26 protein-coding genes are annotated in these 21,218 nt (G+C 32.9%); all 26 read left to right on the forward strand.

All coding sequences use genetic code 11. The features are described 5' to 3' along the window. The first annotated feature begins 7 nt into the window (after positions 1-7). The 26 genes from CVD28_RS02150 to CVD28_RS02270 all read left to right on the forward strand — a co-directional run bounded on the left by CVD28_RS02150 (position 8) and on the right by CVD28_RS02270 (position 21,160). A complete protein-coding gene (locus CVD28_RS02150) occupies positions 8-1,435 on the forward strand; it encodes a S8 family serine peptidase (protein ID WP_101590712.1) in 1,428 nt (475 codons plus the stop codon). A 151-nt stretch (positions 1,436-1,586) separates the two neighbouring features. Continuing rightward, on the forward strand, positions 1,587-2,282 hold the full coding sequence (locus CVD28_RS02155) for a DsbA family protein (RefSeq protein WP_101590713.1): 696 nt from the start codon (positions 1,587-1,589) through the stop codon (positions 2,280-2,282). A 22-nt stretch (positions 2,283-2,304) separates the two neighbouring features. Beyond that, on the forward strand, positions 2,305-3,093 hold the full coding sequence (locus CVD28_RS02160; RefSeq protein ID WP_101590714.1) for a hypothetical protein: 789 nt from the start codon (positions 2,305-2,307) through the stop codon (positions 3,091-3,093). A gap of 218 nt (positions 3,094-3,311) precedes the next feature. After that, complete coding sequence (locus tag CVD28_RS02165; RefSeq protein ID WP_101590715.1) at positions 3,312-3,689, forward strand: type II toxin-antitoxin system Phd/YefM family antitoxin; 378 nt, start codon at positions 3,312-3,314, stop codon at positions 3,687-3,689. A 120-nt stretch (positions 3,690-3,809) separates the two neighbouring features. Beyond that, positions 3,810-4,253, forward strand: a complete 444-nt coding sequence (locus CVD28_RS02170; protein ID WP_101590716.1) for a flagellar export protein FliJ — start codon at positions 3,810-3,812, stop codon at positions 4,251-4,253. Positions 4,254-4,428: 175 nt separating this feature from the next. Continuing rightward, on the forward strand, positions 4,429-5,661 hold the full coding sequence (locus tag CVD28_RS02175) for a hypothetical protein (protein ID WP_101590717.1): 1,233 nt from the start codon (positions 4,429-4,431) through the stop codon (positions 5,659-5,661). Between the two features lie 304 nt (positions 5,662-5,965). Next, positions 5,966-6,469, forward strand: a complete 504-nt coding sequence (locus tag CVD28_RS02180) for a hypothetical protein (RefSeq protein ID WP_101590718.1) — start codon at positions 5,966-5,968, stop codon at positions 6,467-6,469. A 214-nt stretch (positions 6,470-6,683) separates the two neighbouring features. Further along, positions 6,684-7,679 carry a beta-ketoacyl-ACP synthase III gene (locus CVD28_RS02185; protein ID WP_101590719.1) on the forward strand — a complete coding sequence of 332 codons (996 nt, stop codon included), beginning with the start codon at positions 6,684-6,686 and terminating at the stop codon, positions 7,677-7,679. Further along, positions 7,669-8,832, forward strand: coding sequence for an ATP-grasp domain-containing protein (locus CVD28_RS02190; protein ID WP_101590720.1), 1,164 nt, complete (start codon positions 7,669-7,671; stop codon positions 8,830-8,832). Before CVD28_RS02185 ends, CVD28_RS02190 begins: the two co-directional genes overlap by 11 nt. A gap of 2 nt (positions 8,833-8,834) precedes the next feature. Beyond that, positions 8,835-9,857, forward strand: coding sequence for an NAD-dependent epimerase/dehydratase family protein (locus CVD28_RS02195; RefSeq protein ID WP_101590721.1), 1,023 nt, complete (start codon positions 8,835-8,837; stop codon positions 9,855-9,857). Then, positions 9,858-10,670 carry an MBL fold metallo-hydrolase gene (locus tag CVD28_RS02200; RefSeq protein ID WP_101590722.1) on the forward strand — a complete coding sequence of 271 codons (813 nt, stop codon included), beginning with the start codon at positions 9,858-9,860 and terminating at the stop codon, positions 10,668-10,670. Between the two features lie 15 nt (positions 10,671-10,685). After that, positions 10,686-12,029, forward strand: coding sequence for a F390 synthetase-related protein (locus CVD28_RS02205; RefSeq protein WP_180953851.1), 1,344 nt, complete (start codon positions 10,686-10,688; stop codon positions 12,027-12,029). After that, entirely contained in the window at positions 12,026-13,165 is a 1,140-nt protein-coding gene (locus CVD28_RS02210) for a GNAT family N-acetyltransferase (RefSeq protein WP_101590724.1), read from the forward strand. The genes CVD28_RS02205 and CVD28_RS02210 overlap by 4 nt, the downstream gene beginning before the upstream one ends. Before the next feature lie 344 nt (positions 13,166-13,509). Continuing rightward, positions 13,510-14,400 (forward strand): AbrB/MazE/SpoVT family DNA-binding domain-containing protein, encoded by an 891-nt coding sequence (locus tag CVD28_RS02215; protein ID WP_101590725.1) that lies wholly within the window; start codon positions 13,510-13,512, stop codon positions 14,398-14,400. Next, positions 14,381-14,752 (forward strand): hypothetical protein, encoded by a 372-nt coding sequence (locus CVD28_RS02220; RefSeq protein ID WP_101590726.1) that lies wholly within the window; start codon positions 14,381-14,383, stop codon positions 14,750-14,752. The genes CVD28_RS02215 and CVD28_RS02220 overlap by 20 nt, the downstream gene beginning before the upstream one ends. A gap of 230 nt (positions 14,753-14,982) precedes the next feature. Then, positions 14,983-15,444, forward strand: coding sequence for a hypothetical protein (locus CVD28_RS02225; protein ID WP_101590727.1), 462 nt, complete (start codon positions 14,983-14,985; stop codon positions 15,442-15,444). 207 nt (positions 15,445-15,651) lie between these two features. Further along, complete coding sequence (locus CVD28_RS02230; RefSeq protein ID WP_101590728.1) at positions 15,652-16,494, forward strand: type II toxin-antitoxin system SpoIISA family toxin; 843 nt, start codon at positions 15,652-15,654, stop codon at positions 16,492-16,494. Positions 16,495-16,555: 61 nt separating this feature from the next. Next, complete coding sequence (locus CVD28_RS02235; protein ID WP_101590729.1) at positions 16,556-16,750, forward strand: hypothetical protein; 195 nt, start codon at positions 16,556-16,558, stop codon at positions 16,748-16,750. Positions 16,751-16,861: 111 nt separating this feature from the next. Continuing rightward, entirely contained in the window at positions 16,862-17,008 is a 147-nt protein-coding gene (locus CVD28_RS27745) for a hypothetical protein (RefSeq protein ID WP_180953853.1), read from the forward strand. A gap of 156 nt (positions 17,009-17,164) precedes the next feature. Continuing rightward, entirely contained in the window at positions 17,165-17,590 is a 426-nt protein-coding gene (locus CVD28_RS02240) for a hypothetical protein (protein ID WP_101590730.1), read from the forward strand. A gap of 395 nt (positions 17,591-17,985) precedes the next feature. Further along, on the forward strand, positions 17,986-18,435 hold the full coding sequence (locus CVD28_RS02245) for an RDD family protein (protein WP_180953855.1): 450 nt from the start codon (positions 17,986-17,988) through the stop codon (positions 18,433-18,435). Positions 18,436-18,539: 104 nt separating this feature from the next. Then, entirely contained in the window at positions 18,540-18,800 is a 261-nt protein-coding gene (locus CVD28_RS02250) for a hypothetical protein (RefSeq protein WP_101590732.1), read from the forward strand. Positions 18,801-18,963: 163 nt separating this feature from the next. Further along, on the forward strand, positions 18,964-19,257 hold the full coding sequence (locus CVD28_RS02255; protein ID WP_101590733.1) for a hypothetical protein: 294 nt from the start codon (positions 18,964-18,966) through the stop codon (positions 19,255-19,257). 82 nt (positions 19,258-19,339) lie between these two features. Next, positions 19,340-19,864 carry a hypothetical protein gene (locus CVD28_RS02260; protein WP_101590734.1) on the forward strand — a complete coding sequence of 175 codons (525 nt, stop codon included), beginning with the start codon at positions 19,340-19,342 and terminating at the stop codon, positions 19,862-19,864. Positions 19,865-20,007: 143 nt separating this feature from the next. Then, on the forward strand, positions 20,008-20,436 hold the full coding sequence (locus CVD28_RS02265; protein WP_101590735.1) for a hypothetical protein: 429 nt from the start codon (positions 20,008-20,010) through the stop codon (positions 20,434-20,436). 148 nt (positions 20,437-20,584) lie between these two features. Then, positions 20,585-21,160, forward strand: a complete 576-nt coding sequence (locus tag CVD28_RS02270) for a hypothetical protein (protein WP_101590736.1) — start codon at positions 20,585-20,587, stop codon at positions 21,158-21,160. Positions 21,161-21,218 lie beyond the last annotated feature (58 nt).

Raw genomic sequence — 21,218 nt, forward strand, 5'->3', positions numbered from 1 at the left:
GCTTGTCGTGAACAAAAAAACACCTTTTCTACTCTTAATGTTAATCGTTTTGTTATTTCTTACCCCTATTACAAGTTTTGCATCTGGAAAATCAATCAATGTCTCTTATAATGGCAAATCAGTTGCTTTTTCACAAGTAAAACCTTATATGGATAATAAAACGCACCGAGTTATGCTTCCTGTTCGAGCGGTATCAGAAAAAATGGGAGCAAAAGTAACTTGGGTATCCAAAACCAAGATGGTCATCATTAAGTCGAAATCAAAAACCATTATTCTACCAATCAATACAAAGAAAGCGATTGTAAACGGTAAAACGATTAAATTAGATGCTTCGGCTTCTTTAGTAAAAGGACAAGTTGTTGTTCCTTTACGATTTGTTAGTGAAGCATTGGGTACAACAATAAAATGGGATGCAAAGAAGAATACAGTTTGGATTACATCGCCAACAGGTAAAAAACCAGTTACAAAGCCAGTAACGAAGCCTGTCGTAACCAAACCAGTAACACCAAAACCAGCACCAGTAAAAGAGCCTGTAAAAAAACCGACTACACCTGTTTCACAAACTCCAACTGAAAAAGAAGAGGAAAAGCCAGTAAAAACGCCTGTTATCCCTGCAAAGCCTGTAGTGACTGAACAGAAAGAAGAACCTGGTCTATTGAAAGAAGCAACTGGAAAAGGGGTAAAAGTAGCCATTATGGATTCTGGTATTTCTGCTCACTCTGACCTAACGATTGCAGGAGGGAAAAATTTCGTAGATTCTAACGCTTCTTATGCTGATGGTCATGGTCATGGAACAATCGTTGCTGGTATTGTTGCTGGAAAGAAATATGGACTTGCTCCTGATGTAGAGTTATATTCTTTGAGAGTATTAGACAACAACAATAGAGGTTGGGGCTACATGATGGTCAATGCCATTGATTGGGCGATTGAGAACGATATTGATATTATCAACATGAGCATTATTATGGATACTGAAGATTATTACCTCAATCAAGCAATTAAAAAAGCTCTGGAACATGGGATTATCCTTGTTGCTTGTGCAGGAAATAACGGAGGAAATGTCACAAATCCTGCTTCTTTAGATGGTGTGATTTCCGTAGGAGCATTAAATTCCGATTGGAAAACAAGAGCCTATTTCTCTTCCTATATTGGAAAAGTAGATTATATGGCACAAGGAGCAAACATTTACAGCACTAACCGATTTGGTTCATATGATAGTGGCTGGAATGGAACATCATTCTCCGCTCCTTATGTAACAGGAATCTTCGCTCTTTACAAAGAAGCCTTTCCGAACGCAACAGCACAAGAATTAAAAGAATTAGTTCTGAAACAGTCAAAATCAGTAGATGGACAACCTGATTGGAAAATTCCACAAAAGCCAAAATATACAACGAAACTGGTTGATAACCAAACGCATTATCTTCCAATTCGCTAATACCCATTCTTTTGAATGGGTTTTTTACATATATATGAGGGAGTTTTTATTTTGCCTATAAACACCCTAAATAAATTAATTGTCTATAGTCATTGAAAATGCTACAATAAAAATAGCATTTAAATCTAACATAAAGGAGTTTTTATCGTACATGGGAAAGAATAATCAAAAACAAGCTCAAAGCAATAAGACAAGCATCACTATCATTGGTCTTGTTCTTCTTGGAATTATCGTGCTTATGAGTTCACTGATATTTTTGCAGGAAAAAAGTAAAGGTGATACCTCTAAGGATTTAGAAAATATGTATTCTGAACTATCAACCATTGGAGAAAAGTCTTCACCTGTTCATATCGTAGAGTTCGGAGATTACAAGTGTCCTTTCTGTAAGGAATTTAATGCGTCTGTTGTTCCTACGATTATCGAAAACTATGTAGATACAGGAAAAGCTCAATTTCACTTTATCAACTACAGCTTCTTAGGAACAGATTCTCCTTATATTGCTCAATTTACAGAAACCGTTCGCCAAGAATTAGGTGAAGAAGAATTTTGGACATTCCATGACGCAGTTTATGCAAATCAAGGAGACGAATCAACCGTATGGGGTACAGAAGAGTTCTTGACAGATATCCTAAAAGACGTTGTATCGAACGAAGAAGATGTTCAGAAAGTAGTAAAAGCAGTTCAAGAAAACAAATATCAGAAAAATATTGAGGAACAAAATCAATTAACGAATAAATTGCAAGTAAAAGGAACGCCAACGATAATGGTTAATGGAAAAGAAATGGTTTTAACATCACCAGAAGCGTTCTTCCAAGAGTTAGACAAAGCTGTTGCTGAAAATAAATAATAAAGAGAGGAGAGTTGACAATTTGTTGGCTCTTTTTTCTTTTTTTATCAGTTTAGCATTGAACCCATCTTTCTATCCTTTTAAAATAGAAGGTAATCATGACATGAAAAGAGAGGGTGAAAAAATGGATAAGGCTGAAAGAGAGATAGATATAGAGCTAAAAAACATAAAAATGGAACAAAATAAAGAACTTGGTTATTTAGATATTTCCATTGAAGCCTATGCTATTGCATCTACAGAAGTCGAACAAAGAAAAGTTGGAGAAGCTGTACTCAACATATATGATGAAAATTGGGGGAATGTAGTTGAATTTGCTGACGAGCATAGCTCTACCCGATTAGATATGATAACATCCGTCTGTTTTAAAGAATGTGAGGAACAGTATGGCTTTGTTCCGATAGATGAACCATCTCATGATTTACATAGAAGAATCGTATATGGAAGATTAGCCATTTTAGACAACTTCACTATTTTTAAAGAGTTTCAAAATCAAGGATATGGGACAGAATTTATGAAAGAGCTATTATCCTTTCTTACTCATATTCTAAATGTGCATTTTATCCTTTTACAAGCTCAGCCTTATATACAGTCATTTCCCCATCAAGGAGAACAATTAACGCCTTTTCAAATAAATGAGAATCGAAAATACATAAATAAATATAAACAAAAATTGTTTTACTATTATCATGAACGATTTGGATTTCAGCCAACTGGAAACCCTGAACTGAATTTCATGGTGTTTAAAACAAACAATATTAGCTTTCTTCAAGATATGCGAAGATGGATTTCAGATGAAGATATCACTGCTTAATGAAAAATGCTATTTGCCATATAAGGAATATATGAGAGCTTATAAAGGAGCTTAATGATTGAGAGGCTATGGGAAACCATAGTCTTTTTTGTTCGTTAATATATACTGAAATTTAACATTAAAAATAAATCTAAATTTAATACTATATTCAGTATTGAATATAGCCACTTATTTGTGTATAATAAAAAATACGATAAACGTACATGGGAGGAATATAAGTGAAATTGCCAAATCTAAAAGAACTAATGATTAGTCTAACAGACTTTAAAAAACAAATACCTGATATTATCACTAAAAAATCTACAAAGGTTATTATCAAAAACAATGAACCTGTATCTATCTTTATGCCATATGAACAATATCTCTCTATGAATGAGGTCATAAAAGCGACAGGAGAAGATATTACACTAAGCAATGGAGTTGTCGTTAAAGTATGTGTGGAGCAAGAAGATAACCAAATTGCGATTAAAACATATCTTAAAATGAAAACATCTGGTGAGTACAAGCTCCATTTTACTCAATATCTTGGAAATCCAAATGTAGAACAAACGCTGACTACAGAAGAATTAGTCGCTCATTACGAATTGAAAAAATAATCCCTGAACACTCAACTGTACAAATGGTTGAGTGTTTTTTTATTGAACAGAATAGAACCGCTTATCCATAGAAAGGAAGGGTTTATTTTTTGATAATAAAGAGAGAGAGGAGGAATCTATATGAATTATCATTTTCCTCACCAGAGGATACTTGGATTAAAAGAGCTTGAAGAAAAACAAGCTCAACAAGAATATGTCTCACGAAAGAAAAGACAATTGGACTTAGAGGAAGAACGTGAAAGAGTGCAAAACCAGAAAGAGAAAATGAGGTTAGAATTTGAACAACAACCAAAAAAGACAATTTCAGAGATAATCACTTTTCAACAATGGATAGAGTATATGGATAAAGAAATAGACTTTATTGATTTCCTGATAGAAAAAGCAGTTCAAGAAGTAGAAAAACAACAGGAAGTCATGCTCGAAAAAATGAAGGATACAAAGGTATGGAATCAATGGAAAGAGCGTTCTATGACCGCATTTTATAAAGAAGAAGAACGAAAAGAACAATTAGAAGCAGATGAAGTGGCAATATTAAGTCATTTCCGCAAAAGTCTTTCATTTTAATGAACCAAAATAACGAAAAATCATAAACAAATGAGCTTCCTGAATACATGTGGCTTTTTTTGTATTAAATCAAACCCTATTAGTCATTCTATGTTCCTCTTTTAAGCTCTTATAGATTCAAAAGGGGTGGCCTATAATGTAGGACTGGATAATAGAGGAAAGGGGATAAAAACAAATGTCAATATTACAAAATCAATTACTATTAATTAATCAAACAAAAGAAAAGGAGCTTCAAGATAAGCTCATTGAAGGATTTTTAAGAGAATTTACAAAACAAGACTATTTTTACTGTGTGGCTTCATGGAAAGAAAATCTTCAAGACGTTTACCCATTTGTCGGTCATTTTCAAAATGTACCTTGCTTTTATGTCTTTACGGAGGCTGAAATTGCTAAAAACTTTGCAAAACACTATGAATTAACGAATCCTAATGGAGAACCCTTCTTTTTAAAGATAACAATGAACTCCTTTTATCAAGTGATTCAAGACTATCGTGAAATAGGTGTGCCATTAATCATGTTCGATGAAGGAGCTAATTTATTGTGTCACAATATATCTTATGTCATTGCAAGGGTTGAGGAAATTATAAGAGAAAAAGAACGAAGTGAAATTATCTTAGGAAGAGATAAAGAAACAGGAGAAAAAGTATTCTTGATGAACCAAAATAGATTAAAAAATACCCTTTTATTAGGTGGAGTTGGTTCTGGTAAGTTATCCTTATCGGTTTTACCTATGATTTATCAAGATTTAATGAAAAAGAATCAAGCGATGACCGTTTTATCTTCCAATACCGATGTGTTAGATAAATCATTTATCATGGCAAGGTATTACAAGAAGACGGTTACTTATATTAATTTAAAATCACCCGAATCATATATTGAAAAAGTATCAGGATTAACCAAAGAGGATTTCTTAAATGAGAACAACGTATTGTTAATTTCTGTATCAGAAAAGGGAGAAAACCCAAAAGAAAAAGAACTACTTTCTATTATTGAAGCAAGAATGAAAGAGGCAGTTCAGCATGATAGCAGAGCAAACAATGAAGTCGTTCAATCCTTATATATTATAGACACTCCTCCGCTATTTCCCTTGACCGATTTGGTTAGAAACAGCGAAGAATGGGGTGTAAGCATTACCCTTTCTCTTGAAGGTGAAAAACTGACAAAGAAAAATGGTGTTTACGAAAAATCAATTCTTAATCAGTTTGGAAATATGATAGCTTATCCTGGTTTATTACCAAGAAGTGTAAAGGAATCTATCGGGATTGATTATAGCCATATTGAATTTCTAAATTTTAAAGAAGCAGGATATTATGTAGATAATAAAACTGGTCTTGCTCTATTGGACTTTATTCCTGTTGAAGAAGAAAAAGCATTTAAACAATTTTATGAGAACTTACGTTTCAAATAAATTATAATATGAGAGCTTCCTTATCATAAGGAGGCTTTTTTATTTGCAAACAATCGCTCTTTTCTTTTAAATAAAACAGCTTGGCTGTGATTAATAGTCTAAAAATGCGACATTTCATAAGAGTCTATGGAATTTTTATAAAACCTATATAGGTTTATGTTTTCCGAAAGTTGTTTTCTGGAAAATTGTATATGTAGAGGGAGTTCGGGGGGTAATTTATCTAAAAAGAACACTCTATAATAAAAGGTAATCATTAAAGAAGGTGTTTGGATAACAACTTTATTAAGGAAAAGGATGATGAAAAATGGCAGAAAACATGAATACTTATTGGAATGAAAATGGAAAGTTTGAAGTTGAAATAAAGCAGTTAAATGATTTAAGACCTGATTGGGGAATGACTGATAATCCTTATATCAATTTATTTATTATTGCTTCAAATGTTTACTATGACGTATATAACAATGGTGGTGGTAATCTTAGAGATAACTACCCAAGAAAGATTGAAGAATATTTTGTTCCATTTGCAAGTGAACTAAAGTCACTACGCTTAAATGTGAAAATGGATACGATTATTCGGAATTTGAAGAAGAAAGAGAAGCTGGAACGATTCTTGGATGAAGTGATTCTATATGTACAGGATAAAGATTTGAACTATGATAAACACACTATCTATTTTGATAATGATAAAGAAGAAGTATCTAAAACCAAAGTAGAAGGGTTCAGTGTTATCACATTTGGTAATCAAAAAGATTGTACTGATTGGGTCAATCACAGAATGAATGCTTGGAATTTTAAAATGGTTGGATAATCTTCCGAAAGAGACTACCTGATGTTCAGGTGGTCTTTTTTGTTTGGTTAAAAACTGTATTTTTGTATGAAATCGTATTTTTATTCGCCAAAACACTTATTTTATAAACAATTCACTTCAAAATATTGACTATAGACTACTAATAGATTACTATTTTTATATAGAATAAATCATTAATTATCTTAAATAGCTGGAGAGAGAGAGGAAAAGTAAAATGAACAGAAATATTCGTATTCTCGGAACAGGTAAATATTTACCTTCAAAAATGGTGACATCGGAAGAGTTAGATAAAAAATTAGGATTAAGAGAAGGATGGGTAGCCAAAAAATCAGGTGTAAAAGTACGACATGTGGTAGATGGAGAAGTAAACTCTGATATGGCTGTAAAGGCAATTGAACAAGCATTAGAAAATGCAAACATGAAGAAGGAAGATTTGGACTGCATTATTTCAACCTCTGCTTCTTTTGACCAACCACTACCTTGTCAAGCCAGTCTTATCAAAGAAAAAATGGGATTCAAAAACAACCCAATTCCTGCCTTTGATATTGATTCTACTTGTTTAGGTTTTGTTGTCGGTTTAGACACGATTTCTTATCTTGTAGAAGCTGGAAGATATAAAAATGTAGCGATTGTTTCAAGTGAAATTTCTTCTCTTGCTATCAATCCAAATCAACCTGAAAGCTATACATTGTTTGGAGACGGAGCTTCTGCAGTTATTATTACGAAATCTTCAAATGAAGAAACTTCTTCTATTAACACATCATTGGTTGAAACCTATCCAGAAGGCGTACACATGACGGAAGTTAGAGGTGGTGGGTCAGCCCTTCATTCCCGACATTATTCTGAACAAACGAAGACAGAATATCTTTTTGATATGGATGGTCGTGCGGTATTCCGCTTGTCTTCACGTTTAATTAATGGTTTTATGGAACGACTATTCAATGACAGTGGCTTAACCATTCAAGACATGGATATGGTTATTCCTCACCAAGCAAGTGCAATGGCAATGGACATTATGCGTAAAAAGTTAGGTGTTCCTGAAGAGAAATTCATGAACATTATCGAGAATCATGGAAATATTATTTCCGCTTCGATTCCAATGGCTCTTCATGAAGCAATTGTTCAAAATCGAATCAAACGTGGAGATAAAGTTATGCTTCTTGGAACGTCTGCAGGGTTATCACTTGGAGGATTAATCTTTGAATACTAAAAACATATTGGTGACAGGAGGGCGTTCTCCTGTCGCCCTTCATCTATCCAGAATGTTACATGAAAACGGACACACCATTTATGTTGCGGAAAGTGAGTCTTATCATCTTTCCAAAAAATCAAACGTCATTCAAAAGAGCTTCCTTGTTCCAAAACCAAATGACAATCACGCTGATTACATTCAGTCCCTTATTGAAATCTGTAAGAGTTGTTCGATAGATATACTCATTCCTACATGCGAAGAATTGTTCCATATTTCAAAAGCAAAGGTTCAGTTTCAAGAGCATCAAATATCAGTGTTTTGTGACGATTTAGATAAGCTACGATTACTTCATAATAAATTTGCATTTAACCAATATCTAAAAGAACATGATTATTTATATCCTGAAACGCATGAATTTACGTCATTAGATAGCTTAAAAGAGTATTTAACTCAAACTTCTTATTCAAAATTGGTCTTAAAAGCAGTTTATTCTCGCTTTGCTTCGGGTGTTTATTTCATAAGCCCCAATCAAAAACTTCCTGATATACAGATTTCAGAAGAAAATCCTTGGATTGTACAGGAGTACATAAAGGGAACGCAATACTGTTCTTATTCTATTGCCATTGAAGGGAAATTAATGGCTCATACGTGTTATCCGACTATTTATACAGCAGGATTAGGGGCAAATGTCTATTTTAAGCATGTTAATGAATCTAAAATTGAGAAATTCGTAGAGCGTTTGGTCAAAGAATTAAATTTCACAGGACAAATCGCTTTTGACTTTATGAGTGATAGCAACGGTGACTTTTATCCAATTGAATGTAACCCAAGAGCAACCAGTGGACTGCATTTATTTGAGGGAAACAAAGAGTTTTGTTCTGTTTTTTTAGGTGAAGAAACTCATGGGAACGTAAATCCGACAGGTGAAAAAGCCTTTAAACTTGGATTGCCTATGCTGATGTATGGAATATCAGAGGGATTCCTTTTCCGTCAACCAGGTTCTTTTATCAAAGATTTTATTCACTCCAAAGATACGATTTATTCTTCTAAAGATAAACTGCCTTATCTTTATCAAAGTGTTATTTTCTTTGTTATGGTTGCAAGAAAATTAAAGAGTGGAAAAGGCTTAACCGAATTAACAACAACGGATATTGAATGGAGTGGAAAATAACTATGAGCGAAAAAGTTTTAGTGACAGGTGCGACAGGGTTCTTAGGTAGTCATGTTGTCGAACATTTTAAACAATTAAACTATGACGTTTACGCCATAGGTCGAAATAAGGATAAGGGGAAACAGCTCGAAGAAAAAGGGATTCATTTTCTAAATATGGATTTCACACAAGAGGAAGAAATGATAGAAGCCTGTAAGGGAATGGATTTTATCATTCATGCTGGTGCATTATCATCTCCTTGGGGAAGATATGAAGAATTTTATCAATCCAATGTGGTAGGGACAATGAACATTATTAAAGGTGCAAAGAAATATGGAGCAAAACGTATTGTTCATGTTTCTACTCCAAGTTTATATTTCCGCTTTAATGATGACGAAGGTTTTGATGGAAAAGGTGTAAGAGAAGACCATCCCCTGCCAAAAGAAATGGTCAATTATTATGCGAAAACGAAATGGTTAGCAGAACAAGAAGTCGATAAAGCCTTTGCAGAAGGTTTGCCGATTATTACGATACGACCAAGAGCCATTTTTGGTGAAGGGGATAACGCCCTAATGCCAAAACTGATAGCTGTTAATGACAAAGTAGGTGTCCCTATTTTTAACGGTGGAAAAAATAGAATGGATATTACCTATGTAGGAAATGTTGTTCACGCCATTGAACTTTGTTTGTTTACAGACGAAAAGAACCTTGGAAAGAAATACAACATTACAAATGGAAAAACCATTGAGTTTTATGAACTATTAGACTACTCATTTAAGAAAATGGGGAAACCATTCCGTAAACTTCAACTTCCATATGGTCTTTTGTTTGCATTAGCAGGGGTTATGGAATGGACTCATAAACATTTCTTTCAGTACAAAGAGCCAACACTGACGAAATACAGCGTGAGTGTATTAGCAAAAACACAAACCTTAAACATTGAAAAAGCTCAATTAGAGTTAGGATACAAACCACAAGTATCTATTGAGGAAGGTATAGAGAAATATGTAGAGTGGTATAAACAACAAGAAAAGAAGGGCAACTAAATGGAAATTACATTATTAAAAGCTGGATATTGCACTCAATTAGAACGAATAGCCAAAACCAATGGGAGAATGAAGAATATTCGTTTCCCTGCTTCCTTTTTGCTAATTAAGCACCCAACAAAAGGAGTCATTTTATTTGATACAGGATACTCCCAACATGTTATGGAAGCGATGAAGGCATTTCCTTTTCAAATTTATGCAAAAACAACTCCTATCTATTTGAAACAGGGAGAAAGTGCAAAAGAGCAGTTAGAAAGTATGGGTATTTCTGCAGAGGAAGTAAAATACGTGATTTTATCTCATTTCCATGTTGACCATATGGGCGGTTTATTAGATTTCCCTCATGCCAAATTTATTTGTTCAAGGGAAGAGTATCGGGAAGTAAAGGACAAAAAAGGCTTTTCAGCTTTACAAAGTGCTTTTATCCCTTCGTTATTACCAAAAGACTTTGCTCAACGCTCCTTGTATTTAGAGGAAGCTCCTATTGTGAAAACACCTATCATTCATGACATTTATCCAAAAGCCTATGACTTACTTGGAGATGGAAGCATTTTAGGCATCAGCTTACCAGGGCATACAAGCCACCAATTCGGCATTTTACTGAATTATAAGGAACAACCTTACTTTTTTGTTTCTGACGCTTGTTGGCTATCTGAAACATATCAAAAGTTGGTCTTTCCAAGTAAGGTCGCAAAATTAATCATGAAGAAACATCGAGACTACTATGAAAACATTCAGAAGTTGCATAAGGTCTATACATTGCACCCAAATGTAAGGATTATCCCTTGTCACGATGAAGAAGTAACTTTATAGAAAAGGGGGATAATAGTGAATCTTAAATTTATCTATCTGTTTTTAAAAGAATACAATCACGCAAGAAAGGTAAATCGTTTTACATCTCTTGAACAAATTCAGCAATATCAAGAAGAAAAATTACAAGCTCACTTATCTCATGTTGTACCTCTTTCACGCTTTTATCAAAAACGCTTTGAATCCTATTCTTTTTCAGAGTGGAGGAAGCTACCAGTCATGGATAAGTCTATCATGATGGAATCCTTTGACGACTTAAATACGGTTGGAATCAAAAAGAAAGAGGCTTTTGAGATTGCATTAGCCAGTGAAGAGTCGAGAGACTTTTCTTCTACTTTAAAGAATGTAACGGTAGGTTTATCCTCTGGAACGTCTGGAAATAGAGGGTTATTCCTGGTTAGCCAAGAAGAACAGGCTCGTTGGGCTGGTAATATCCTTGGAAAAGTGTATCCAACTTCTTTGCTATTTGGAAAAAAGCAAACCATCGCCTTTTTCTTACGTGCGAATAGCAATCTCTATAATAGCGTCAACAATCCAAAGGTCGCTTTTCACTTCTTTGATTTATTAGAGGAAATTGAACATCATATTGAGCGATTGAACCGCTATCAACCAACGATTCTCATAGCCCCTTCTTCTATGTTGCGTATTTTGGCACACGAAAAGAAAGAAGGAAGGTTATCTATCCAGCCGATAAAAATTGTGTCGGTAGCAGAAGCCTTGAACAGCGAAGACAAAATGGAGATAGAGGAAGTTTTCAATCAGAAAGTTCATCAAGTGTATCAATGTACAGAAGGATTCTTAGCTTATACTTGCTCTCATGGTACATTACATGTTAATGAGGATTTAGTCGTGATTGAAAAAGAATACTTAGATAAAGAGAATGGTAAGTTTGTGCCAATTATTACAGACTTTACCCGAACGTCTCAACCTATCATTCGTTACCGTTTAAATGATGTCTTAACAGAAGGAGAAAGCTGTTCTTGTGGGAGTCATTTTATGACCTTAAAACAAATAGATGGTCGTTGTGATGACTTATTCTATGGTAAAAAAGTAGAAAATGGAGAAATTCGCATTTTATTTGCAGATTTTATCCGTAGAGCGATTATTTCGGCTTCTGATGTTTCTTTAGAGTATAAGGTAAGGCAATTATCATTGAATGATATGACAGTGGAACTGCAATTAGCTGATGAACGTGAACGTGAACAGGTGGAAATGAAGATTGAAACCAATTTTCATGCGTTTTTCAAAGAAATGGATTGTGTTCTTCCGACTATTTCCTTCTCTACGTACCAAGCACCACCAAAAGGGACAAAAATAAGAAGGGTGGAAAGATGTTTTCAGATTGAAGGAGGCATTACATGATTCGGTTTTATGACAAAAAGAATATTGACGAAATGCCTGAACCGAAAGGTAAGAATTCAAAATATGTCAAAGCATTTTTTTATCCCTTTGTAACAGGAGAAAGCACTCAATACATTGAAAATGTGAAAACAAAAATGGCTTTTTTATCGGTTGACGATATTCTATTATCTGTAAACATTAATGAAGAGGAATACGAGAACTCCTATGTATCTTCTCTTTATTCTCACTATATTTCTTACGCCATAGAAGAACTGTATCTTTTAAAACAACCTCTTCTTGAAAAAGGATTAACACATCTGATTAAAGGAGCAGGACACTTTTTAAAAGGTACAGAGATTAATAAAGTCATTTATGTAAACAACTGGTTATTTTCTACAAATTTGCAAGTAGACTTAACACCTACACAAATTAAACGGATTGTAGCTTTCTTAATCAGCAAGTTTCCTGAACACATGATTGTTTTCCGTTCCTTATCCGATTATCTGCACCCAAAACTAATTTCTTCTTTTAAAGGAAATGGATTTAAGGAATTAGCAAGTCGCCAAGTGTATATTGCGAAGCCTTGGAATCAATTGACAAAGAAAGAAAAGGGAAGTTTAAAAGGGGATAGAAAACAGATTGAAAAACATGGGTATGAGCTAATCGAGGAAATTGAACCAACCCATGAAAATATCCAGCAAATACATTCGTTATATAACGAACTTTATATTAACAAGTATTCCAATTACAATCCAAAGTTTACACCAGCCTTGTACCGTCATTTCCTTGAAAATAGGTTGTTAAAATTTACAGGGGTCTTAAAAGATGGGGAAATGGTTGGCTGTATTGGTTACTGGAAGTTAAATGGGGTCATGACAGCCCCCATATTGGGATATAAAGTGGATTTAGGAAATGAATCAGGATTGTATCGAATATTAAGCAATCTCCTTTATCAAGAAGGAGAGAGGCAGGGATTGATTGGTCATAGAAGTGCAGGAGCTTCCGAATTCAAGCTAAATCGTGGAGCAATCTCCTCAGTCGAATACAGCATGATTTATAATAAGCATTTACCAATGAAAAGAAGAATCGGTATTGGATTGCTACGACTTCTTTGTAATCAAATTGGGGTAAAGCTGTTAAAAAATAAAAAGTTATAAAAGACTGCCTATTTTTTAGGTGGTCTTTTATTTTTTAGTTGTTTTTTTGTTTTTGACTATAAAAAAATCATTTAATGATTAACTGAAAGCCGAACATTAAATGAAGAAATATGATTGAATATACGTTAATTTTAAGCGAAAATGCCAATGCTCCATCAGCCCAACACCAGCCATTTCGTTTTAAACACGAACATTGGGTAAGTATGTATATCTTGGGTAATTTGTATCTTTTTAAAAAATAATTGACTATCTATAACGATAAAGCTACAATACGTTTATCAAGTAATACTTTTTTGATGTTTTGTAATACTTTCATATTTATATTGAATTAAGGGGAGATAAAGATGGGTAATCCAGCGTTATTTGGAATGAAAAAAGATGGTCAATACAGGGTAACATATGTACATAATTTTGGTGGGTTTATGGATGGTTTAAGTTATAGTACCATGTATCATGTTTGTAAATTTGTTCATCAACTTTCTAATGAAGAGCTAACGAATATGTTTCATCATATCATAACAGATAATGAAGAAGAGAACATAGATGACATAATGATTAAAGAAGAAGAAAAATTTATAAATCAATATGGTCAAGAAATGTTTTCTGTTATGAGAGAAATATCACATGGGGCTGATAGTGAATTAATAAGAAAAAGACTTAAAGACATTGAGCATCAATACAAACAAATGAAAGAAAATGTTAATGAATATAAAACAGATGAATTTCCTTTTTATCAGCCAAGTGAAATACAGTATCTTTTGATTGATTTTTTAAGTGAAGCAAGTTCTAAAATGGTTGCCTCTAATGGCAAAATGATAATCCCTGATTATAGTGATGCTTTGGATAGTTATAGTACACATTTTATCATTGATTTAGACGATAATGTGTTGGATATTTTACATGATTATAATATCTTCAAACTTTCATTTTCTAAAATAAGAGAAAGTTCCATAGAAAATGTTGAAAAATCCGTTCATTCATTTGGAAATATTTTTTATGCTTTAGATGGTCATTTAGAAGAAGATGAATATTTAGAACGATATGATTCAGGGAAGATGACGCAAAAAGGGCAATTAACCATCCCTGTTGAAGTGAGAGAAGCATTGGATATGAAAGAGGGTGATAGATTGGAGTTTGGTCTTTCTCACCATGAAGTCGTGTCCGTAAAAGTCAAAGAAAAGAAAAGTATAACTGCGGTAAGGGGAATTTTAAATTATGAGGCTGAAACAGAATGATAGTATGGTAATCCCAACATCAGAATGGCTTATTAGCTTTTTTACAGATACTAAAAATCCAATGGTAACAAAACGTCTACACTCTTTGGATAAAGGAGAAATTTCTTTGTTTCTCCCAAGTTGTGTCATCGTACAAACCATGTTAGAACTAAAAGAACAGAAAGGTATTCCTTATCAAGAAAGTGCATTGGCATTTTTATCTTTAATGGATACAGGTTGTTTGGAGCTTGAAGAACGGAATGTAATCTTAAATACTCTTCATAGATTCAAAAAGTATCATAGCAATTCTAATCTATTCGATATTTATATTGCATGTAAAGCAGAGGAAATGAAAATAAGAGTAATTAAATAGTTAAAGTAAAGAGCTACCTGATATTCAGGTGCTCTTTTTTTGTTTGGTTTACAACACGATTTTATAGGTCAAGATACCTTCAAAACTGGATTTGTTTTACATTTTCTTTTTAGTAAAAACTTGTCAACCTCTGAAACCCTTATATATCAAGGAAAGTAGCTTATGATAGTATCAATTACTGGATGATTTAGGAATTTAAAATCGGTGTAATAAAAAATAGAAAGAGGTGGATGATTATTTACTACTATCATGGAACAAGCATTGAAAATGCAGTATCAATTTTGAGCAACCGACTATTGAAAGGAAAGAAATCCTTTAACAAACATAAAAATAGGTATGTATCCTTTAGTACAAACAAATTGGTCGCACGACAGTTCGGAGAGGTCGTATTACGATTTGAACCAATGGAAAAGGCTACTCCTGTTGAGCTTACTGATTTTGATTGGATTCTCGAAAACCAAGAGATTGCGGAATATGCGTTAAGTGGAAAAGAAGAAGGTCTAAAAATGGAAGAACAAATCGTGTTGAAAAACAAACATCGTTTTGAGAATGAGGCGGTAACGATTTACCTGATTCATGATGATGCGAAGCATTTAGAAGAAATGAAGCAACAATTAGCTCACTTATTGAAAGATGGCGACAAACTAACCAAAAACGCCAAAATGTATAAAGACTTTCAAGACTGGAAGTAAATAAAGACTATCAAAGCTCTCTTCTCATGAAGGGGGCTTTTTTACATAATTATGGAAAATAGGAGAAATAAATCGAGACTATAATATAAGGATTCAACAAAAATAAGGAGATATTTTTATATCTATGAAAGAAGGGAAGGAAGGAAAATGTTAGAATAACAAAGTAGAAAGAAAACAGGTAAGATTTTGTTTAAAGGGGGAGATACATTGAGTTTGTTTTATATTATCTTTTTCTCAATGGTATTGGCTTATGTATTATTTAGTTTGATTTACTTCACTTTCTTTACGGATAAATATGTGGAGAATCTGCAGTTGTTACGGAAAATATTCTATGTCATTTATGTAGTTGGAGTTGGCTTGGGGATTATCTTGGGGGAAATTGATATGACCAAGTGGCAAGAACTCTTCTACTTAACCGCTACGTTTGTATTTATGGATTTAGCGGTATTTCAAACACCTGACATATTGAAAATCTGGAAAGCAGAATTTCAACATAACAACTACATCCGAAAAATCATTAAGAAAAATGAAGAAATCATAGGCTACAATTTTAAAAAGGTTCAATGTTTTACAGATGTTATTTCCGTTACTGAAGACCATTTCGATACAAGAAATGTTCCGACACAATGGAGACAGTATAAAGATGAACTACGAACGTATTTAAATCTTTATGCAGATACGTTTCAATTCCATGTATCTATCTTCGAGTTTGATACGACTGCTGACGCTGATTTATTAAAAACCAGCATTACCCATGCTCTTAATCGAGTAGAACAGTGCTACAATCAAACCATTGATGAAGCGGATGATTGGAAAGAAGGATTAATCCAACAGCTATTAGATGGAAAAAGTATTGAATTGCGTAACAAAAAGGAAGAAAAGAACTCCGATATACCAGGAGAGTTGAAGAACAAAGTGTTTATTGTGGCTTATTATGGGAAAAGTTACAATATGCTGATTGGGGTTAGTTCAAAATTTGTAGAGGTAGACGGAATCGATGCTTCTCATATTTTAAACCTTGCACAAATTTACGATTGGTACATGGTTTAATCTACCAAACTACGATATTTGTAGTATAATGAGAGTATAGAATCCAAAGGAGGAAATCAATATGCAACAAAAACAGCAAACATCTCCTAATTCGATTCATGGAACAGTTAAAAAACCGATGAAGGCAAGTGTTCGCAGAAGCAAAGGTTCTACGAATCCTAATAGAAGAAAAATGTCTGTCTCTATTTCTGATTCATTTGAAGAGATACATGACATGAACCAAAAAGCACTTAAATTATTAGCAAAAAGAGCATAAAAATGAAGGGGTGTAAGAGATTTTCTCTTGCACTCCTTTTTGTTTGTCATAAAGTTTACACTCTCTGGATAGAATGGTTAATAAATCATAATAAGAGAGAGGAGACTGCTTATGGCATTTGAACGAAATCGCCCTGCTACCAATCCAAGTCGTAGACGCATGTCTGTCGCTGATATGACACACCCTATTTCAAAGGAAAACAAGAAAGCATTGGAATTATTGAATAAAATGGACAAAAAGAAGAGGTATTCCAGCTAATCATAAAGTAAATAAGTTATCCATAATAATTAATTCAAAGGTCTCCCTAAAAGGAGACTTTTTTTGTGGAATTTTATAGAACGTGGTTAAACAGTCTAAACATATCGAGATATTTTATTTTATTAGATAATGAAGGAAAGGAGAGGAGAGGATATTTTGAAAAAAAGGAATATTGTATTAACGGTCATTATCTTCATTTTATTGAAAATATTATATTTTGTTTCTATAAAACATTGGATGGAAGTTGAGCCAAATAAGGAATTTTTTATATATGCACCATTATTTTTCTCTATCGTCATGATATATTTTTCTATGAATTTATGGAGACATACAACAAATGGATTTCTTAATACATTAACAAACAATAAAGTAAGTTTTTATCATCACATTTGTATAACTCTTGTACTGATAATGTCTGGTGATAAACATCATAAAGATTACCATATGCTACCAATCTTTGAATCAAATAAATTATTATTCATTGGAATAGGAGCAATAGATGCTATTGCTATAGCTCTATTTTTTAATATGTTGTTCCGAAGTTTTACTCTTACCTTGTATCGAGCAAGAGATAATCAATAATAAATTGAAAAGAATTTCATGTATTGAAGAATCGTAAAGGACTATCTAATAGTGTGGTAGTTTTTTATTTTACTTCAAAAAAATGGAAAAGGTTGGGAAGGGTTCGACCACTAAAACGATTATTCACTAAACATAACCATATAATAAATTACCAAGAAATAAAAAGAGAAAGGGGAATCAAATCGAATTGGCTAAGAACAAAAATGTGAAAAAGAAGAAGCAAGTAAAGGTTGTTGTGCCTGTTGTATCTTCTAACAAAAACAAACAACCATCTAAAAAGAAAAAATGACGAAAGACAGAGCTTCTTTGGTAGTGGGAGGCTCTTTTTTCATTAATCTATAACCAGATATGTACTGGTATAGCATATAAAAAATAAAAATGAAGGAGGTGATTGTGTGGAAAATAAATATGGAGGCTTTTGGATACGTGTAGTAGCAAGTGTCATAGATTTCTTAGTTTTATTTATACCTTTATTTGGGGTAGACTATTTAATCTATCGCCTGATAGGTCCTGACGTTCCTTATTTAGACTACATTCTTGATGACCAATATGTAGATATGTGGACTTCTTATGATACAGTAAGTCTTATTGTCATTACCTTAATAGGTATCCTCTATTATGGTTTATTGACATCTAAATTAGGTGGTACACTTGGCAAACTGGCATTAGGTTTACGTGTAGTTGGAAAGAATGGACAATTTATTTCTGTTGGTCGAGCAATCGGAAGATACTTTGCTTATATTCCTTCCAGCATTTTAAATATCGGATTTATTATGGTTGCTCTTACAGTAGAGAAACAAGGGTTGCATGACTTGATTTGTAAAACTTATGTTGTTAAGAAGTAAACCCTATAAAGAGGACTTTCTGAAAAAGAAGGTCTTTTTTATTTTTCAGTATCAGTTGGAGATTTGATATAATGAGCCTATCTACAATAGGGAGGATAGCATAAATGAAAAAAGGGCGACCTAAAGGAAGTTTTAAGGGACAAGGAAAAACATTTGATAGAGCATTGAATTTCGGATTATTAGAGCCTCACGAAGTCGTAGAAGAACTAAAATCGAAGAGCTATATGGATGAAGACGGTGATTTGACTGATAAAGGAAAAGGTTTTGCTGAAGATAGATTAAAGAAAATGGATAATGGAGAGTTAATCCTAATTGAGAAATACTTTGCTGAACTGTTTCAAGCAAACCCAATCGAGTATAAGTAAAGAGAAAAAATAAGCCATAACAAAAGGGGTATATATTGTATATATCCTTTTTTTGGTGCGATTTCTCTCTACATAGATAGAATATTGTTTCTTTGTATCAATTATAATATAGCATACTCATGATAAGGTGATATTTAATCAATTTAAAAGGTGGTTTTTTAAGATGTTATATGAAAAATGTAGAGACATGTTGGCTGTTGATATTTCTATGGAAATTTCACAATTAGTTACCATTAGGAAAGTTTTATCATTAGCAGATAAAAATTGCGAAAAATTGTCATTGCTTGATGTTGAAAAATTGTGGCGTGGATATGAAGATTGGCATGATAGAGACATTGAAGTGGATAAAGATTGGATGAAAAGGTTGATGCAGTGGATATCTAAAGATTTTGTATCTACTGAAGAAATGGGAATGATTTACGCTGGTATTGATAAATTGTTTGATACAAAAGAATAAATATTAAACAAAATTTATACTTATCTGTGCAAAAAAAGGTGTTAAAAGACAATTTAAAAATAAGAAAAGGTTGGGGATTGTAATGGAAAAGAATATTTATTTAGGCGTAATCAGTGAATACTATGAGGGAAAAGTGGCTAAACGTACACAAGTTCCATATATTAATCACATTTTTGAGGGGCTAAAAGTTTTGAACGCTATCGGAGCTACACAAGAATCTAAAGATGCTTATTGTCTGCACCCGATTTATCAAGCAAAGAAAACACAAGAGGAATTGGATTATATCGCTAAATATGAATCTTCCTTCAATCCACATGTGGTCTTGTTGGCAAAAGAATACGCAAAAACGGCAAATTCTTATCTTTGCAAACGTCATTATCAATCAAAAGATGATGTTGTTACTTTAAGTGAATATCCAGAAGTAAATGATATGCTTATTGCTGATAAGGTTCAAAACCGAAAAGACTTTGAAATGCACTATGAGAGTCAAGAAAACAAAGATACCTTTGACCGAAGTGATAGACTATCACAATACTTTAAAAATTGGTTAAACGTATTAGGTATTCCTGAAGAACAATATCAAGAATACAAAGAAATGTTAGCTTAATACTAAATATCTGCATGAGGAACTGCCTAATAGGTAGTTCTTTTTGTATCCTTTAGTTTTTTTACATAAAACCTAATAGAGCCATTCTAATATAGATTTAAATAACACTATTTTTGATAATAAAGGAAAGGAGATGATGTTTTTTGAAGAAAAATCGTATTGCTATTGGATTCAGTATCTTTTTAATTTCAAAAATTTTAACTTACATAGTAAGTTACTATATACTTGACTTTGCTTTTGATAAAAGTAATTTTATCTATGTTGATTTGCTTTCTTTTGTTTGTCTTTTTTATTTTTCACAAAGAATGTGGAAAGAGACAACAACTGAGATGGCAGAACTGTTTACAGATAATCGAATATGGTTTCGTGGTGAATTACTTCAATGGATAGTCATTCTTGTACAAGGTCATAGATTTCATAAAGTTTATTATGAAACAGGATTGTTTGAAACAAATCCAATTATGTTCTCCATATTAGCAATGGTTGATACTTTATCCTGGTTGATATTAATTCATTTTTGGTTTAAAAACACAGTTCTTACTATATACAAGACAAATAATAAACCAGATTGAAAAAGAAACATATTTTAAGCCTTCTATTTTAGGAGGCTTTTTTGTTTGGTTAAAAAGAGAATGACTAACAGGGTTTTGTAAATTCTTATGATTATTATGAATATCTTTTTTTCTTCTGGAAAAAATGAAAGAAAAAGGAGTGATAGACATGGTAAATTGTGCAATAGGTCTTAAATACCGAAATCAATATAAAGTAACGTATGGTCACTCGGATGTTTTTTTTATCAATTTATCTAATGAAGGTGTTTTATTTCATTTATGTAATATAGTAAAAGCCCGAACAAAGGAAGAATTGCTTGAGATGTTTCACCACATTGAATTAGAAGAGGATGAAGATTATTGTTATTCAGAGGACTGTCTTTTTGGAGAGAGTGGAACGGATACTCAAAATAAGATTGAAGAGTTATTTAAAGGTGAAGATATGATAGCCTCCTTTACAGATGGAACAGTACATATCATGGATGCACAAATAAATCTAAACTTAATACCTAATTGCTATTACTTAGATTTAGATGAAGAAACACTAATGATAAACGAGAGTGGATATATGTATGGATTACCATTTTTCTTTATTCGCTCATATGATAGAGATAAAATAGCAAAAGCTCTAAGCAAAATAAAAGAGTGTCACATGGATTTATTTAGGTTGACAGACGAATATAAAAGTAATAAAAAGTATAAAGCCATGCAAATCAGTAAAAATTGGAAATTAAGAGTAAATTAAATGATATAGGTGTGGAGTAGATAGTTGCTCCATATAAAAAGAACCCTTTGGCTAATAG

This window comes from Bacillus sp. M6-12 (assembly GCF_002860285.1).
In the GTDB taxonomy this organism is placed as follows: domain Bacteria; phylum Bacillota; class Bacilli; order Bacillales; family DSM-1321; genus Peribacillus.